A 17,067-nucleotide genomic window follows, 5' to 3' on the forward strand; every position below is an offset into this window, starting at 1 on the left:
GAGGCAAGCAGGGCGCAAGGCCACCGGCATCATCAAGAGCGGCGGCTGCAAGAAAGGCACGGGCGAGATCGAGAACCGCCTCGACGCGGTCGATGACCAGCTCGTAGGTACGCGCCCTGGCGACCGGCCGCCAACCTGCGCGTTCGTCGTCATCCGAGCCGACCACGGACCCCCCCTTTACAAACTCGACGAGCGATCTTTATGGTACCGCCAGCTCTTGGTCTGACCATAGAAAGGTCAACGACACAGAGAGGTGTCGCCTCGTGTACCAACCGCTCACCGCTCCGATCGCGGGCAGTCTCGGACTGTCCGCGCTGATCGCTGCGATCCCGCTGCTCGTCGTGTTCCTGCTGCTCGGCGTGCTGCGCGTCAAGGCGCACTGGGCCGCGCTGTCCGGGCTCGCCGCGGCACTGGTGATCGCCGTGCTCGCCTACGGGATGCCGGCCGATCTCGCGCTGCTGTCCGCAGGTCAAGGCGCCGCGTTCGGCGTGCTGCCGATCCTGTGGATCGTCATCACCGCCATCTGGCTCTACCAGCTCACCGTCCGCAGCGGTCGTTTCGAGGACCTCCGGGCGCTCTTCTCGCTGCTCTCCCCCGACCCGCGGATCCAGGCCGTGGTGATCGCCTTCTGCTTCGGCGGGCTGCTCGAAGCCCTCGCCGGGTTCGGTGCCCCCGTCGCGATCACCGGCATGATGCTGGTGTCGATCGGCTTCCCGCCCGTGCGCGCCGCGGTGACGGTGCTGCTGGCCAACACCGCGCCCGTCGCCTTCGGCGCGCTGAGCACGCCGATCATCACCGCCGGTCAGCTCACCGGGATCCCGTACGAGCACATCGGTGCCGTCGTCGGACGGCAGACCCCGCTGCTGGCCGTGCTCGTCCCCATCCTGCTGGTCCTCGTGGTGGACGGTCGGCGCGGTGTGCGGCAGGTCTGGCCCGCCGCTCTGGTCACCGGTGCGGCGTTCGCGATCGCGCAGTTCGTGTGCGCCAGCTACATCTCGGTGCCGCTGACCGACATCGTCTCCTCGCTGGTCGGGGCGGTGGCGCTGGTCGTGCTGCTGCGGTTCTGGCAGCCCGCGGGCGGCGACGAAGCACGCGCCAGGATCACCGGTGGCGCAGCGACCGGTGCGACCCCCGACCAGCAGTTGGGCGCCGGGCGGGTCTTCCTCGCCCTGTTCCCGTACCTGCTGGTGGTCGCGGTGTTCTCGGTGGTCAAGCTGTGGGAGCCCGCGGAGGAGGCGCTGGCCGCGACCGACGTCAAGATCCCCTGGCCGCGCCTGCACGACTCGCTGCTGACCGCGTCCGGAGAACCGGCCAGCAGCACGGTGTTCACGCTGAGCTGGTTGTCCACCCCCGGAACCTTGCTGCTCCTGTGCGGTTTCGGGGTGGCCCTGGTCTACCGGATGAAGCCGCTGGAAGCGGTGGCCGAGCTCGGCCGCACCGTGGTGTCGATGCGCTGGTCGGGCCTGACCATCATCAGCGTCCTGGCGCTGGCCTACGTGATGAACCAGTCCGGGCAGACCACCACGATCGGCACCGCCATCGCCGGGGTCGGGTCCGCGTTCGCCTTCTTCTCCCCCGTGCTGGGCTGGCTCGGCGTCGCGGTCACCGGCTCGGACACCAGCGCCAACGCGCTGTTCGCGAGCCTGCAGCAGGTCGCCGCGGAGCGGGTCGGGGTCGACCCGGCGCTGCTGGTCGCGGCCAACACCTCCGGCGGCGTGATGGGCAAGATGGTCAGCCCGCAGAACCTGGCCATCGTGGCCACCGCGGCCGGCATGGCCGGCGCGGAGGCCAAGATCCTGCGCGAAGTCGTCAAGTGGAGCATCGGGCTGCTGCTGGTCCTGTGCGCACTGGTCTTCCTGCAGTCCAACGTCTTGTCGTGGATGCTTCCACGGTGAACGAATCCGAACGAGGTGATGTGGCATGAGGGTGGCGCTGTTCGCGACCTGCCTCGGGGACACGATGTTCCCGGCAGCGCCGAAGGCGACCGTGCAGGTGTTGGAGCGGCTCGGCTGCGAGGTGGAGTTCCCCGCCGCGCAGACCTGCTGCGGGCAGATGCACACCAACACCGGGTACCGCAAGCAGGCGAAGTCCTCGGTGCGGACCTTCGTGGACGCCTTCGCCGACTACGACGCCGTCGTCGCCCCGTCCGGATCGTGCGTCGCCTCGGTGCGCCACCAGCACGCCATGGTCGCTGAAGGCGACAAGAAGCTCAGCCGCGCGGTCGCGCAGGTGGCCCCGCAGGTGCACGAGCTGTCGGAGTTCCTGGTGGACGTGCTCGGCGTGACCGATGTCGGCGCGTACTTCCCGCACCGGGTCACCTACCACCCGACCTGCCACTCCGCCCGGCTGCTGCGGGTCGGCGACCGCCCGCTGCAGCTGCTGCGCGCGGTGCGCTCGCTGGAGCTGGTCGAGCTTCCCGCGGCCGAGCAGTGCTGCGGTTTCGGCGGCACGTTCGCGCTGAAGAACCCGGACGTGTCGGTGGCGATGGGCGCCGACAAGGCGCGGCACGTCCGGGAAACCGACGCCGAGGTGCTCTGCGCCGGGGACAACTCGTGCCTGATGCACATCGGCGGGCTGCTGTCCCGGCAGCGCTCCGGAATCCGGGTGATGCACCTCGCCGAAATCCTGGCCAGCGCGGAAGGAGCCGACCGGTGACCGACACCTACCTGGGCATGCCCGCGTTCCCGCAGGCAGCCAAGCGGGAGCTGGCCAACTCGCAGCTTCGGCACAACCTCGCCAACGCCACCTCCACGATCCGGCACAAGCGCGCCGACGTGGTCGGCGAACTCGACGACTGGGCGCAGCTGCGCGAGGCGGGCGCGGCGATCAAGACCCACACGCTGTCCAACCTGGACACCTACCTGGAGCGGTTCGAGGAGGCGGTCACCGCCGCCGGTGGCACCGTGCACTGGGCGCGCGACGCCGAGGAGGCCAACCGCATCGTGGTGGACCTGGTGCGCGCCACCGGGGAACGCGAGGTCGTCAAGGTCAAGTCGATGGCCACCCAGGAGATCGAGCTCAACGAGGCGTTGCAGGACGCCGGGATCGACGCCTGGGAGACCGACCTGGCGGAGCTGATCGTCCAGCTCGGCCACGACACGCCGAGCCACATCCTGGTGCCCGCGATCCACCGCAACCGCGCGGAGATCCGGGAGATCTTCCAGCAGGAGATGGGCAAGGTCGGCACTCCCGCCCCGGCGGACCTCACCGACGAGCCCGCCCGGCTGGCCGAAGCGGCGCGCCGCCACCTGCGGGAGAAGTTCCTGCGGGCCAAGGTCGCCGTCTCCGGCGCGAACTTCGCGGTCGCCGACACCGGCACCCTGGTCGTGGTGGAGTCCGAGGGCAACGGCCGGATGTGCCTGACGCTGCCGGAAACGCTGATCAGCGTCGTGGGCATCGAGAAGCTGGTGCCGAGCTGGCAGGACCTGGAGGTCTTCCTGCAGCTGCTGCCGCGGTCGAGCACCGGCGAGCGGATGAACCCCTACACCTCGACCTGGACCGGCGTCACGCCCGGCGACGGACCGCAGCAGTTCCACGTGGTGCTGCTGGACAACGGCCGCACCAACGCCCTCGCCGACGAGATCGGCCGCCAGGCGCTGCGCTGCATCCGCTGCTCGGCCTGCCTGAACGTGTGCCCGGTCTACGAGCGCACCGGCGGCCACGCCTACGGTTCGGTCTACCCCGGTCCGATCGGCGCGGTGCTGACGCCGCAGCTGCGCGGCACGACGTCCGAAGTGGACAAAGCGCTGCCCTACGCGTCCTCGCTGTGCGGGGCCTGCTACGACGTGTGCCCGGTCGCGATCAACATCCCGGATCTGCTGGTGCACCTGCGGACCCGCGTGGTCGAGGAGCACCGCGGCTGGCGGTCCAAGCCGATGGACGCGCTGATGGGCCTGGCTTCCTGGGTGCTCGGCGATGCCAAGCGGTTGGGCGCCGCGCAGAAGGTGGCGTCGTTGAGCCGGAAGGTGATCGGCCGCAAGGGCACCATCGGCCGCCTGCCTCCGCCGCTGTCGCGGTGGACCGATGCGCGCGACGCACCGGCACCGGCCGAGGAGTCCTTCCGGACCTGGTGGGAACGCAATCGAGGAGGCGATGCGCGATGAGCGCGGGCAGTTCGGCACGTGCGGAGATCCTGGGCCGCGTGCGCTCGGCCCTCGCGGGCACCGACCGGACGCCGCTGGCGGACGTCCCGCGGCGCTACCGGGAGCACCGCCCGGCGGACGATCTGGTGGGCCTGTTCTGCGAACGGGTCGCCGACTACCGGGCCACTGTGGACCGGGTCGCGCCGGGCGGGCTGACCGCCGCGATCGTGGCCGCCGCGCGCGGCGTCGGAGCTCGCCGGGTGCTTGCCCCAACTGGGGTACCACAAGCGTGGTACGACGCGCTGAACAGCGAATTCGAGCACGTGGAGGACGGCGAAAGCATCGACACGGCCGGATTGGAGCGCGTCGACGCGGTCATCACCACGGCCGTGGTGGGCATCGCGTCGACCGGCACCATCGTGCTCGACCACGGCCCGGGGCAAGGACATCGCGCGCTGACCCTGGTGCCGGACGTGCACATCTGCGTGGTCGCCGAGTCGCAGGTCGCCGACGACGTCCCGGAGGGGCTGCGGCGACTGGACCCGGCGCGGCCGATGACGTTCATCAGCGGCCCGTCGGCCACCAGCGACATCGAGCTCAACCGCGTCGAAGGCGTGCACGGACCTCGAACGCTCCACGTCCTGGTCACCCCGGACTCGCCGTAGGAAATACCCGGCAGCTGCGAACCACGTGACGCTCCCCGCCGTCGAACAGGCACACTGATCACCTGGACGTGTGACCGAAGGAGTCGATCGTGGAGGCCCACGCGCCGTTGGAGCCGCAGCCGGACGTCGTCGCGCGAGCGGCGGCATTGCACGACCAGCTGGCGTCGCACCGCGAAGAAGGCGAGCAGCGGCGCCGGCTGGCCGGCGAGACGATCGCGGCGCTGGACGGGGCGGGGCTGTTCCGCGCCTGGGTTCCGCGCCGCTTCGGCGGTTCCGAGCTCGACATGCGCACGCTCGTCGACGCCATCGCGGAGATCACCAAGGGCGATGCGTCGGCGGGCTGGCTGGTCATGATCCTCGGCTGCGGCGACTGGCTGACCGGGCTGTTCCCGGACAAGGCCCAGCAGGAGGTCTTCGGCCCCGACCCGGACACCAAGATCTGCCAGGTCCTCACGCCGAAGACCCGGGCCCGCCGGACCGACGGCGGCTGGCTGGTCAGCGGCCGGTGGGCACCGGCCTCCGGCTGCCTGCACTCGGAGTGGGCGATGCTGGGCATGGCGCTGCCGGAGCACGGCGCCTCGTTCGGCTTGGTGCCGATGCGCGAGCTGAGCATCGAGGACACCTGGTTCACCCTCGGCATGCGCGGAACCGGCAGCAACATGCTCGTCGGCGAGGACGTGTTCATCCCCGATCACCGGGTGATGCACCGCGGTCCTGCGACGCGCGGCGAGTTCCCCAGCACCGAGAACGACTCCCCGCGCTACCGGACCGCGCTGGTGCCCACGCTGGCCACCGTCCTGATCGCGCCGATCCTCGGGATGGCCGAACAGGCCTTGGCGCACGTGGTTTCGCAGGCCGGCCGGCGGGGCATCGCGTTCACCAGCTACGAGCGCCAGCTCGACTCGACCGGTTTCCAGCTGGCGGTGGCCGAAGCAGCGACCAAGATCGACGTTGCGCGGATGATCGCGCACCGGTCGGCGGCCACCGTCGACGGGCACGCGCACGCCGGAACGCACCCGGACCTGTTGGAGCGCACCCGGATCCGGCAGCACTCCAGCTACGCGCTCCAGCAGTGCCGGGACGCCGTCCAGGTGCTGGTGAACGCCTACGGAGCAGGAGCGATGTCGGAGCGGGATCCGCTGCACGCCATCGTCCGCGACATCGAGACCGCCTCCCGGCACGCGCTCGCCCACCCGGCGTCCAACGCAGAGGTCTTCGGCCGCGCGCTGCTCGGCGTGGAACCGGGGATCACCGAGATGATCTGAGCCCCCTCCGCTCGCCACACGATCAAGTGACGCCGGGAACCGTTGTCCCGGGCGCACCGGTCGTAGTGGTGTCGATCACTTCTGGAGGGAGTTCCGTTGCCAGACATCAGGGTTCGGCTGCGGGGCGGCCCGCACGACGGGCACGAGGTCAACGCACCCGCGGACGATTCGGGAAAACCGATCCCGCGGATCACGCTGCCGGCCCGCGCCCGCAACGCCCAAGCCGTACCACCGCTGCTCGCCTACGAACGGGGCCGCCGGGGCCCCGACGGGACCTGGGAGTTCAACTACGTCGGCGCCGAGACTTGAGGCGTCCCGGCGAGGAGCACGCCGTCCCGGGGTAGCCAGTAGCGGGTCAGCACGCGGAGCATGACCGCGACCTCCACCGCTTTGATGCCGTCGATCGCGGCCAGGTCTCCGGTCAGCAGGTCGGAGAGGTCGTCCTCGTCGCGGAACGCGCCGTTGTAGATCATCGACGCGGTACCGGCCACTGTGGACACGAACCGAGCGGACGGGTGGCGGCCGAGCGCCTCGGCGATGCCGGTGATCGAGCGCAGCTCGGTGGTCAGCGAGATCACCGCTTCCAGCGGGAAACCCAGCACCGCCGGTTCGATCTCCACCCTGGGCACGACGGCGCCGCGCTCCAGCAGCGCCTGGATCATCCGGTACGCGGTGGACTGGCTCAGCTCCAGGCGACGCGCGATGTCCGCCGCGCTGGCCCGCCCGTCCTGCTGCAAAGCGCGCGCCACGCGCCGCTCCTCCGCGCTGAGACCGGTTGCGCCACCGGTGCCGCGGTGCTCCGGGTTCTCCGCGCGCAGGCGAGCTTCCTGCTCCGGCGCGAGCCGGTCGAGCAGCCAGGTCGCCGCGGAGGCGTACGAGCGCAGGGCGATCTCGGTGTGGGTGGACGCGACACCGGGGATGCCGCCGACGCGTTCGGTGATCAGGTCGGCGCCGTCGGCTCGCGCGCTCGGCTGCAGGATGCCGTAGACGTCGGAGCGGCCGGAGGTGACCGCGGCGAACTGGGTTTCCGGGAGCGCCGCCAGGTCGCGGGCAACCTGACCAGCGGTGCCGGGCTGCGCGGAGATCCACAGGTGCTGCGGGTGCGCGTCGGACACCACCGACCAGTTCACCTGGCCGATCACCTTCATCAACCGCTCGTCGACCAGCCGGGTCAACCGCCGGCTCACGGTGCTGGTGGACATGTCCAGCACGTCGGCCAGCAGCCGCACCCCCGCGCGCGGGGCGCGTTGCAGCGCGGCGACCAGATCGAGGTCGGCGGCGTCCAGCGACTCGGGCATGACCGAGATCGTACGGCGCTCCCCCGCGCCGCCGGACGGCCCCGACCACGAGGCGTCCGGCTGCCACACACCCGCCGAGGCGACCAAAGTTTCCTCATCAATCCGCATTTTTGAATGAACAGCCCGTTTGAAACTGTTCATTGACTGAATGTACTACATCCTCGTAGTGTTCCGCGCATCCTGCTGCTGTCCCTGGAGGTCGCATCTTGCGTGGCGCTGCGCAGACATCACCGCGGTCCACCCGCGCGCTGATCCGGGTCCTGGCCGGGATCGAACGAGCGGGCAACCTGCTGCCGCACCCGTTCTGGCTGTTCGCGATCCTCAGCGCCGTGCTCGCGGCGCTCAGCTGGGTTCTGCATGCGCTCGGCGTCACCGCGATCAACCCGGCGGACGGCGCGACCGTCGCGGTCCGCAACCTGCTCTCCGCCGACGGGATCCGCACCGCCGTCTCCGGCGTGGTCGAGAACTTCGTGACCTTCCCGCCGTTGGGCACCGCGCTGGTGACCATGATCGGGGTCGCGGTGGCCGACAAGGCGGGGCTGCTGACCACGATGCTGCGCGCCGCGGTGATCCGGGTGCCCCGGCGCTGGGTGACGTTCGCGCTGGCGTTCACCGGGATGATCGCCCACGTCGCGTCCGACGCCGCCTACATCGTGCTCATCCCGCTCGGCGCGATCGTGTTCCGGGCGGTGGGCCGCAGCCCGGTGCTGGGCATCGTGGTGGCGCTGGTGGCGATCTCGGCCGGGACCGACGCCAGCCCGCTGCTCACGCCGACCGACGTGATCCTGTCCGGGTTGAGCACCGCCGCGGCCGGCACGCTGGACCCGGCCTACGTGGTCAGCCCGGTGGCCAACTACTTCTTCTCCGCCGTCTCGTCGGTGGTGCTGTCCGCGGTGATCACGCTGGTGGTCGAAGGATTCCTCGCCAAGCGGGTCGAGGCCGTCGCGGACGACACCGAGGTCGAGCTGGACGACTCCGCCCTGGCGCTCGCCCCGGAGCAGCGGCGCGGCCTGCGCAACGCCGGCATCGCCGCGCTCGGCTACATCGCGGTCCTCGTGCTGGCAGCGATTCCGGGCGGGTCACCGCTGCGCGGCGAGGACGGGTCGCTGCTGGACTCCCCGCTGCTGTCGGGGATCGCGATCGTGCTGTCGCTGCTGTTCATGATCACCGGCGCCGCCTACGGCATCGCGGTCGGCGCGATCCGCCGCAGCCGCGACCTGCCGGACCTCATGGTGCAGGGGCTGCGCGACATCGCCCCGATCCTGGTGCTGTTCTTCGCCGTCTCGCAGTTCCTCGCCTTCTTCAAGTGGACCAAGATCGGCGAGGTCACCGCGATCCACGGCGCGGCGCTGCTGAAGTCCCTCGGCGCGCACAGCCTGCTGATCTTCCTCGGCATCCTGGTGCTGGTCAGCCTGATCAACCTGGTGGTCACCAGCGGTTCGGCGCAGTGGGCGCTGGTGGCGCCGGTGTTCGTGCCGATGCTGATGCTGCTCGACATCCCGCCGGAGACCACCCAGGCGCTGTACCGGATCGCCGACTCCTGCACGAACGTGATCACGCCGATGAGCCCGTACTTCGTGATGGCGCTCGGCTTCGTCCAGCGGTACCGGCGCGAGGCGGGCATCGGCACGCTCGCCGCGATGACGATCCCGCTCGCGCTGTCGATGCTGCTGGTCTGGACGTTGCTGTTCTTCGCCTGGTGGGCCTTGGGAATTCCGCTCGGCCCGGGCGCTCCGGTCCGCTGACCACTACTCGAAAGGACACCTGTGAACTCCTTGGTGCTGCGCAACGCCCAGCTGCTCGACGTCGAATCCGGCACCTACCGGGAAGGTGACCTGGTGTGCGCGGACGGGCGGATCGCCGAGTCCGACGGCCGGGCCACCGCTCCCACCGGTGCGACCGAAGTGGACCTGCGCGGCGGGTACGTCCTGCCGGGGCTGATCGACGGGCACGTGCACGTCGCTGGCATCACCGCCGACACCTCCGCGCTGCGCGGTTGGTCGCCGAGCTACATCGCTGCCGGCGCGGTGCGCAACATGGGCGCGATGCTCGACCGCGGGTTCACCACGGTCCGGGACGTGGGTGGTGCGGACTACGGTTTCGCCGCCGCGCAGGAGGACGGTCTCATCCGCGGGCCCCGGCTGATCTTCGGCGGCAAGGCGCTGAGCCAGACCGGTGGGCACGGCGACAAGCGGACCGCCGGGGTGCGCGTCTACGACGACCACCCCTTCTGCGGGGGCTCGAGCAGGGTCGCCGACGGCGTGGACGGCGTGCGGCTGGCGGCGCGCGACGAGCTGCGGCGCGGAGCGCACCACATCAAGGTGATGGCCTCCGGCGGTGTCGCCTCCCCCACCGACCACATCGACTCCACCCAGTACTCGATGGACGAACTGCGCGCCATCGTCGACGAGGTGCGAGCTGCGGGCCGGTACGTGACCGTGCACGCCTACCCGCCGGCGGCGATCAACCGCGCGCTGGAGGCCGGGGTGCGCTGCGTCGAGCACGGGAACCTGCTGGACGACCGCGGCGTGCAGCTGCTCGTCGAGCGGGAGGCCTTCCTGGTGCCGACGTTGGTGACCTACTGGGCGTTGCAGCGCGAAGGCATGGAGCACGGTCTGCCGCGCGGCAGCTGGGAGAAGGTCGCGCAGGTCCTGGAAGGCGGGCTCGGTGCCCTGGAGCGGGCGGTGCGCGGCGGGGTCGACGTCGTCTTCGGCACCGATCTGCTCGGGGGCATGCAGCGGTACCAGAGCGAGGAGTTCCGCATCCGCGCCGAAGTGCAGTCCCCGCTGGAGATCATCCGGTCCGCGACGTCGGTGGCCGCCGAGCTGGTGCGGATGCCGGGCGAGATCGGCACGCTCGCACCGGGCGCGCACGCCGACCTGGTCGTCCTGGACACCGATCCGCTGGCCGACATCACCGCGCTCGCCGGGCCGCTGCGCATGGTCGTGCAATCGGGCCGGATCGCGGTGGGCTGAGGATCACGCCGGGTCGCGCCACATCGGGTACATGGTGGGGCCGTCGTGCGGGAGGACCATCGGGGTGCCGATGTCCCGGAAGCCCAGGCGCAGGTAGAGGTTCCGGCTGCGGGTGCTGCTGGCCTCCAGGTAGGACGGTCGGCCTTCGGCGTCCCACCTGCGCAGGGCTTCCCGCAGCTCCCGGCCGCCGATCCCGGTGGACTGCACCGCCGGGTCGACCGCGATCATCGCCAGGTACTGGTGCGGTTCCGCCGGGTGGTGGGCGGCGGCGAGCTCGCCGAACTCGCGGAAGCGCGCCGTGCGCGGACCGGCGAGCTCGGCGAGGCGGCGTTCGCCCTCCTCGTCGAGGACGCTCGACGGTCCGCTACTGCCGTCGAGCCAGATCTGCACCGCCAGGCCGTCGGCGCCGACGATCACCTCGCCGTGCTGCTCCGCGTGCGGCAGGACCATGCCGAACCAGTTGCGGTACACGTGGTGGCGGTGCTGCTGGTCCGGGAGGAGCCAGCAGGCGAACTCGTCGTCTCCGAAGGCGCGCAGCAACGTCCGGACTCGCACGTCCTCATCGGACACCCGCGGACTCCTTCCCCGGCTGCACGGCCGCGGCGCGCGCACCCAGGCCGATGCGCGCGTACGCCCACGGGCGGGTGCGCTTGAGCACCGCGCCCCAAGTCGCGCCGAGCGCGAACACCACCAGGAAGCCCAGCGGGATCGCCCACGCGGCCGGGTCACCGTCCTCGACGCCGAGCACCGTGCCGAAGGACAGCACGGTCAGCAGCAGGACCACGGCCAGCACCAGCGCCGCGATCGCGGGCGCGACCAGGGTCCGCCAGCGGCTGTGCTCGTGCTCCCGGTTGCCCAGGAAGTAGCCGAGGACCGCCACCGAGGTCAGCATCACCAGCGACAGCACGCCGAGCGCGCCGGCGGACGCGCCCCAGAAGAACAGGTAGGTGATCGGGTCGATGCCGGTCACCGCCACCAGCGCCACCACGACGATCGAGATCGCGGTGGTGGTCAGCGAGCCCGCCGCCGGGGCCGCGGTGCGCGAGCTGGTGGTGCCCCACCAGCGCAGGCCGACGCCTTCGCGGCCCAGCGCGAAGAGGTAGCGGGAGCAGACGTGGTGGAACGACAGCATCGCGGCGAACAGGCTCGTGACGTACAGAGCCGAACCGATGGTCACCAGGGTGCCCGGCAGGCGCTGGGCGGCGAGCACGAAGAGCAGTTCGGTGGAATGGGTTTCGGCCTGCGAGACGATGTTGCCCGGTCCGGTGGCCACCGTCATCGCCCACGTCGACAGCGAGTACAGCCCGCCGATGACCACCAGCGAGATGTAGGTCGCGTAGATCACCGTGCGCGGGTTCTTCGCCTCTTCGGCCAGCACGGTGGAGTTCTCGAACCCGATGAAGCCGGTGAAGGCGATGACCAGGATGACCCCGGCCGCACCGGTCATCAGCTGGCCCGGGTTGAGGGTGTCCAGGACGACACCGGCCGGCGACGGCGCGGAGACGAACGCGGTGTCGTAGATCAGGATGACCGCCACCTCGGCCAGCAGCAGCACGCCCAGCACCCGGCCGTTGACGTCGATGCGCAGCACGCCGAGGACGGCGACCGCGGCCAGGCCGCATCCGGCGAACACCCACCACGGCACGGAAGCTCCGCTGACCTGGTGCAGGAAGTCCGACGCCCCGACGCCGAGCCCGCCCGCGAGGCTGACCAGGATCATCAGGTACGACACGAGCGCCACCGCGCCCGCCCCGGTTCCGGCCACCCGGCCGAGCCCCTTGGCGATGTAGGCGTAGAAGGCGCCCGCGTTCTCCACGTGCCGCGACATCGTGACGTAGCCGACCGCGAACAGGCCGAGGATCAGGGCGATCGCGAGGTAGCCCAGCGGGATGCCGCTCACCCCGGAGACCGCGAAGCCGCTGACCGCTCCCCCGCCGACGACGGTTTCCGGTGCGGCCGCGGCGACCGTGAAGAACACGATCGACGTGACACCCAGTCGAGCGCGGGCCAGTGCGGCGGACACTTTGGACGGTGGCAACAGCTCGCTCCTTCGCGGGGTTCTGCGGGAACTAATGTCTGGGCGTGATCGCCGACTGGCCGCGCGCGGCGGCGACTTCGGCTATCAGGTTGCGCAGCGGCCCGGGCACGCGCTTCTGCCAGGACTTCATCCGGAAGTCGCCCTGCCGCGCGACGTTCTTGGGCAGCCGCACGTTGCGGATCACCCCGGTCTCGCGCGCCAGCAGCGCGAAGGTGATCTCGGCGAGGCGCTCCGGCACGGTGATCATGCCGTTGCCGGTGGCCGTCTCGGCGCTGGTGAACAGCAGCTCCAGCACTGCTTCCGGGCTGGTCACGCCGGTGTCGGCCAACCGCCACGCCGAGGCCGTGCCGCCGCGCCAGCCCGCGGAGACCGGCACTTCGCGCAGCACGTCGATGATCACCAGCCGGGCGCGGACCTTCTCCGCGGCGGCCTGGCCGAGGTAGTCCAGCCAGGTGCGCAGGTCGTGGCCGGGTTCCTCGCGGATCTCGCGCAGGATCGCCCAGGACAGGAAGTCCGGGCAGCGCCCCCGGCCGCTGGGCCGGACGTGGGGCGTGACCGCGATCTCCTCCTCGAGGATCAGCTCGGCGAGCAGCCCGGCGGCGCACCCCAGCGACACCAGCGCGGCGTCCACCCTCGGTGAGATCCGCTGCCCTCCGGCGTGCGCGGCCAGGAAGAACCGATCCGCCACCCGCAGCGGGATGCGGGTGGCATCCAGCTCGGAAACCGTCACCGGCCACCCCCGGCCGAAGTGCCGATCAACACCCACTCGCTCCCATCCGAGCCGTCACTGCCCCCAGACCTGTCCCCCGCGCCGAGTTCGGAAAGTGCCCGAGCCAGCGCACAGAGTAACGTACGCGAAGGTTTGTTCAAGTTTTCCGCCCGCGCGAGCCGCTGCGACACCTGGGTGATCTTCCCGCGGGAATCGGACATCGCCTTTCGAAGCGGCGCGAGCCGCTTGGCCCATCCTCGCAGCTCGCACCGCCGCGGGTTCTCAGCGTTCGCCTGACGAGGACAGCCCGCACGCCGTGTATTGGTCATACACAAGTCCGGGATCCCGGAGCTCAGGCGGGCGCTGAGGTTCCGCCACCGGCACCGCCACGCAAGGTGAGTGCGCCAGACTGGTTCTTCAGCGGTGTTGACTTCGACCTAACGCGAAGTCTGAGGATGTCATCAACGCTCAGCGCGCATCTTGGAGGGGTTGTGGACACAACGGTGAGCTGGCAGACGATGCGCTCGTACGCCAGCGACGGATCGGTGACCAGGCAACGGCTGTCACCCGGGCTGGCTCGGCGCATCCTGCGCTACGCCCGGCCGTACCTGCGCGACATCGTGCCGTTCCTGGTGCTGGTCGTGCTCGCCGCGGTGCTCGGCGTCATCAACCCGCTGCTGTTCAAGGCCATCATCGACGACGGCATCGTGCCGCGGAACATGTCGCTGGTGGTGTGGCTGTCGGTCGCGGTCGCCGGGGTCGCGCTGCTGGACGCCGTGTTCTCGCTGCTGCAGCGCTGGTACTCGGCGCGGCTCGGCGAGGGGCTGATCTACGACCTGCGCTCGGAGGTCTTCGACCACGTCCAGCGGATGCCGGTGGCGTTCTTCGTGCGCGCCCAGACCGGGGCGCTGGTCAGCCGGCTCAACAACGACGTCATCGGCGCGCAGCGGGCGCTGACCAGCACGTTGTCCTCGGTGGTGTCCAACGTGCTGAGCCTGGTCCTGGTGCTGGCCACCATGTTCACGCTGTCCTGGCAGATCACCCTGATCGCGCTGGCGCTGCTGCCGCTGTTCCTGCTGCCGGTGCGCTGGATCGGGCGGCGGTTGCAGCGCATCACGCGCGAGCAGATGAAGGTCGACGCCGAGATGAGCTCGCTGATGACCGAGCGCTTCGGGGTGGCCGGGGCGATGCTGGCCAAGCTCTACGGCCGCGCCGACGAGGAAGCCGCGCACTTCTCGGCTCGGGCCGCGCGGGTGCGCGACATGGGCGTGATCTCGGCGATGTACAGCCGGGTGTTCTTCGTGGCGCTGACGCTGCTGGCCGCGCTGGCCACCGCGGTGGTGTACGGGCTGGGCGGCGGTCTGGTGCTGACCGGGGCGCTGCAGCTCGGCACCCTGGTCGCGCTGGCCACCCTGCTGACCCGGCTCTACGGTCCGCTGACCGCGCTGTCGAACGTGCACGTGGACGTGATGACCGCGCTGGTCAGCTTCGACCGGGTCTTCGAGGTGCTGGACCTGCGGCCGATGATCCAGGAGAAGCCGGACGCCGCCGAGCTGCCCGCAGGCGCCTCCGACGTGGAGTTCGACCACGTCTCCTTCCGCTACCCGGCCGCCAGCGAGGTCTCGCTGGCCTCGCTGGAGTCGGTGGCCCGGCAGGACAACTCGCCCGCGCACGACGTGCTGCACGACATCTCCTTCCACGCCGAACCGGGCCAGACGATCGCGCTGGTCGGGCACTCCGGCGCGGGCAAGACGACGATCACCAACCTGGCCGGGCGGCTCTACGACGTCGACTCCGGTGCGGTGCGCATCGGCGGCACCGACGTCCGCGACGTCTCGCTGACCTCGCTGTACCGCACCGTCGGCGTGGTCACCCAGGACCCGCACATGTTCCACGACAGCATCCGCGCCAACCTGGCCTTCGCCCGCCCCGACGCCACCGACGAGGAGCTGCTCGAAGCGCTGCGCACCGCGCAGCTGGGCCACCTCGTCGCGACGCTGCCCGAGGGCCTGGACACCGTGGTCGGCGACCGCGGCTACCGGCTCTCCGGTGGTGAGAAGCAGCGGCTGGCGATCGCCCGCCTGCTGCTGAAGGCGCCGCCGGTCGTGGTGCTCGACGAGGCGACCGCGCACCTGGACTCGGAATCGGAGGCAGCGGTCCAGGAGGCGTTGCGGACCGCGCTGTCCGGGCGGACCGCGCTGGTCATCGCGCACCGGCTGTCCACGATCCGCGAGGCGGACCGGATCCTGGTCATCTCCGGCGGCCGGATCGCCGAGGACGGCACGCACGCCGATCTGCTGGCCCGCGACGGTCTCTACGCCGAGCTCTACCGCACCCAGTTCTCGCAGCAGGCCGACACCGAGGAAGCCGCTTGATCACTCCGGCTGCGGCGGGGCCGTGATGAGCTCGCCTTCCGGGTCCAGGTGCGCCAGCATCGCCGTGCACAGCGCGTTGAGCTGGCGCACCTGGGCTTCGGTGAGCCCGTCGAAGATCAGGTCGCGGACCTTCGCCACGTGTCCCGGGGCGGATGCCGCGATCTTGGCGTAACCGGCGTCGGTGAGCTCTGCGACGTTGCCCCGGCCGTCGGAGGTGGCGCGGTGCCGGCGCACCCAGCCGTCCTTCTCCAGCTTCGCGACCACGTGCGAGACCCGCGACGGCGAAGCGTTGGAGCGCGCCGCCAGCTCGCTCATCCGCAGCGCGCGGTCGGGGTGCTCGGAGAGCATCGCCAGCACCCAGTAGCCGAAGTGGGTCAGCCCGGAATCCCGTTGCAGCTGCCCGTCGAGCTGGGCCGGGATGACCGTCATCAGCGTGGCCAGCTTCCGCCACGCGCACTGCTCCTCGCCGCTGAGCCATCTGGGTTCGGTCACCCCGCCAGCATACGCCCGGAATGTTTGAATGTTCAGGTATCTTCCCTGTTCAACCGCTTGAAAGTGATCAGCTCAACTCGTCGGCGGTGCGCGTGTTGAGCACCCGGTCCGGGGTGATGCCGCACTCCTCCGCGCGGGCGCAGCCGTAGGACAGCCAGTCCAGCTGGCCGGGAGCGTGCGCGTCGGAGTCGATGCTGAACAGGCAGCCGGTGTCGACGGCGAGGCGGAGCAGGTCGCGGGGCGGGTCCAGCCGGTCCGGGCGGGAGTTGATCTCGACGGCGACGCCGTTGTCCCGGCACGCCTGGAACACCGCGGCCGCGTCGAAGGTCGACTGCGGGCGCTTCTTCGCCCCGATCAGGCGCCCGGTGCAGTGCCCGAGCACGTCCACGTGCGGATGGGACACCGCCGCGCACAGCCGTCGGGTCATCTCAGCGGAGGCCATCCGCAGTTCGGAGTGCGCGCTGGCCACCACCACGTCGAGCCGGGCCAGCAGTTCCTCCTCCTGGTCCAGCGAACCGTCGGAGAGGATGTCGACCTCGATGCCGGTCAGGATGCGGAACGGGGCGAGGCGCTCGTTGAGCTGGGCGACGACGTCCAGCTGCTCGCGGAGCCGGTCCGCCGACAGGCCGCGGGCCACCTTCAGGCGCGGCGAGTGGTCGGTCAGCGCGATCCACTCGTGGCCGAGATCGCGGGCCGTGGTGGCCATCTCGGCGATCGGGCTCCCGCCGTCCGACCAGTCCGAATGCGAGTGGCAATCGCCGCGCAGCGCCGCCCGCAGCTCCGCGTCGCGCTCCGGGACGTCCACTTCGGACCGCAGCCGGGCCAGGTACTCGGGGACCTCACCGCGTTGGGCCTCCTCGATGACGGACGCGGTCGTCCTGCCGATGCCCTCCAACGCGGTCAGGCGCTTCGAAGCCACCCGTTCGTCCAGGTCCGGCAGCCCGTCGACGACCGAGGCCGCGCGCCGGAACGCCCGGACCCGGAAGGTCGGCGCATCGGCCCGTTCCAGCCAGAAGGCGATCTCGCGCAGTGCCCGTGCCGCATCCACGAGCTCATTCGTAGTCCCTGTGCGGCCGTGATGCCACCGACGATTCGCGTTCAGCTCTTGGCCCGCCGCATGTGCGGGCGTTAGATGACCACCGGGAACGCGATCTTCGAGGGACGAGGT

Annotated in this window: 15 protein-coding genes and 1 pseudogene; 10 read left to right on the top strand and 6 right to left on the bottom strand. The window is 70.8% G+C overall.

The window, feature by feature from the left end; genetic code table 11:
* From ABTZ89_RS08320 to ABTZ89_RS08350, 7 genes and pseudogenes are all read left to right on the top strand, one after another.
* Positions 1–226 (top strand): annotated as a pseudogene (locus ABTZ89_RS08320) (hypothetical protein); the annotation flags it as partial.
* Between the two features lie 37 nt (positions 227–263).
* The gene (locus ABTZ89_RS08325; RefSeq protein WP_351041774.1) at positions 264–1,895 is read left to right on the top strand and encodes an L-lactate permease; all 1,632 of its coding nucleotides are present in this window, start codon (positions 264–266) and stop codon (positions 1,893–1,895) included.
* A 25-nt stretch (positions 1,896–1,920) separates the two neighbouring features.
* Positions 1,921–2,655: a (Fe-S)-binding protein gene (locus tag ABTZ89_RS08330; RefSeq protein WP_270949933.1), complete on the top strand. Its 735-nt coding sequence runs from the start codon at positions 1,921–1,923 to the stop codon at positions 2,653–2,655.
* Between the two features lie 17 nt (positions 2,656–2,672).
* Positions 2,673–4,103 carry a LutB/LldF family L-lactate oxidation iron-sulfur protein gene (locus tag ABTZ89_RS08335; protein ID WP_351041830.1) on the top strand — a complete coding sequence of 477 codons (1,431 nt, stop codon included), beginning with the start codon at positions 2,673–2,675 and terminating at the stop codon, positions 4,101–4,103.
* The gene (locus ABTZ89_RS08340; RefSeq protein ID WP_351041778.1) at positions 4,100–4,747 is read left to right on the top strand and encodes a LutC/YkgG family protein; all 648 of its coding nucleotides are present in this window, start codon (positions 4,100–4,102) and stop codon (positions 4,745–4,747) included. The genes ABTZ89_RS08335 and ABTZ89_RS08340 overlap by 4 nt, the downstream gene beginning before the upstream one ends.
* 89 nt (positions 4,748–4,836) lie before the next feature.
* A complete protein-coding gene (locus ABTZ89_RS08345; RefSeq protein WP_270949935.1) occupies positions 4,837–6,012 on the top strand; it encodes an acyl-CoA dehydrogenase family protein in 1,176 nt (391 codons plus the stop codon).
* Between the two features lie 96 nt (positions 6,013–6,108).
* Positions 6,109–6,321 (top strand): DUF8847 domain-containing protein, encoded by a 213-nt coding sequence (locus ABTZ89_RS08350; RefSeq protein WP_270949936.1) that lies wholly within the window; start codon positions 6,109–6,111, stop codon positions 6,319–6,321.
* Here ABTZ89_RS08350 and ABTZ89_RS08355 read toward each other — a convergent pair.
* Positions 6,300–7,310 carry an Lrp/AsnC family transcriptional regulator gene (locus tag ABTZ89_RS08355; protein ID WP_270949937.1) on the bottom strand — a complete coding sequence of 337 codons (1,011 nt, stop codon included), beginning with the start codon at positions 7,308–7,310 and terminating at the stop codon, positions 6,300–6,302. The two genes, ABTZ89_RS08350 and ABTZ89_RS08355, sit on opposite strands and share 22 nt — an antisense overlap.
* A 206-nt stretch (positions 7,311–7,516) precedes the next feature.
* On the opposite strand from ABTZ89_RS08355, the gene ABTZ89_RS08360 reads away from it, so the two are divergent.
* A complete protein-coding gene (locus ABTZ89_RS08360) occupies positions 7,517–9,055 on the top strand; it encodes an AbgT family transporter (RefSeq protein ID WP_351041782.1) in 1,539 nt (512 codons plus the stop codon).
* Between the two features lie 21 nt (positions 9,056–9,076).
* On the top strand, positions 9,077–10,285 hold the full coding sequence (locus ABTZ89_RS08365) for a metal-dependent hydrolase family protein (protein WP_351041785.1): 1,209 nt from the start codon (positions 9,077–9,079) through the stop codon (positions 10,283–10,285).
* A 3-nt stretch (positions 10,286–10,288) separates the two neighbouring features.
* Here ABTZ89_RS08365 and ABTZ89_RS08370 read toward each other — a convergent pair whose 3' ends face one another.
* Genes ABTZ89_RS08370 through ABTZ89_RS08380 form a run of 3 tightly spaced genes read right to left on the bottom strand, consistent with a single transcriptional unit; the run spans position 10,289 to position 13,053 of the window.
* Entirely contained in the window at positions 10,289–10,855 is a 567-nt protein-coding gene (locus ABTZ89_RS08370; protein ID WP_351041788.1) for a GNAT family N-acetyltransferase, read from the bottom strand.
* Positions 10,845–12,323 (bottom strand): APC family permease, encoded by a 1,479-nt coding sequence (locus tag ABTZ89_RS08375; protein ID WP_351041791.1) that lies wholly within the window; start codon positions 12,321–12,323, stop codon positions 10,845–10,847. The genes ABTZ89_RS08370 and ABTZ89_RS08375 overlap by 11 nt, the downstream gene beginning before the upstream one ends.
* Positions 12,324–12,354: 31 nt before the next feature.
* On the bottom strand, positions 12,355–13,053 hold the full coding sequence (locus tag ABTZ89_RS08380) for a GPP34 family phosphoprotein (protein ID WP_270949942.1): 699 nt from the start codon (positions 13,051–13,053) through the stop codon (positions 12,355–12,357).
* Between the two features lie 434 nt (positions 13,054–13,487).
* Between ABTZ89_RS08380 and ABTZ89_RS08385 the strand changes: the two genes are divergently transcribed.
* Complete coding sequence (locus tag ABTZ89_RS08385; RefSeq protein WP_502949523.1) at positions 13,488–15,407, top strand: ABC transporter ATP-binding protein; 1,920 nt, start codon at positions 13,488–13,490, stop codon at positions 15,405–15,407.
* On the opposite strand, the gene ABTZ89_RS08390 is transcribed toward ABTZ89_RS08385, so the two are convergent.
* The gene (locus tag ABTZ89_RS08390) at positions 15,408–15,899 is read right to left on the bottom strand and encodes a MarR family winged helix-turn-helix transcriptional regulator (RefSeq protein WP_351041795.1); all 492 of its coding nucleotides are present in this window, start codon (positions 15,897–15,899) and stop codon (positions 15,408–15,410) included.
* Between the two features lie 67 nt (positions 15,900–15,966).
* Positions 15,967–16,947, bottom strand: a complete 981-nt coding sequence (locus ABTZ89_RS08395; RefSeq protein WP_351041798.1) for a PHP domain-containing protein — start codon at positions 16,945–16,947, stop codon at positions 15,967–15,969.
* Positions 16,948–17,067: the final 120 nt, after the last annotated feature.

The sequence above is a fragment of the Saccharopolyspora sp. NPDC002686 genome (assembly GCF_040295745.1).
In the GTDB taxonomy this organism is placed as follows: domain Bacteria; phylum Actinomycetota; class Actinomycetes; order Mycobacteriales; family Pseudonocardiaceae; genus Saccharopolyspora; species Saccharopolyspora oryzae.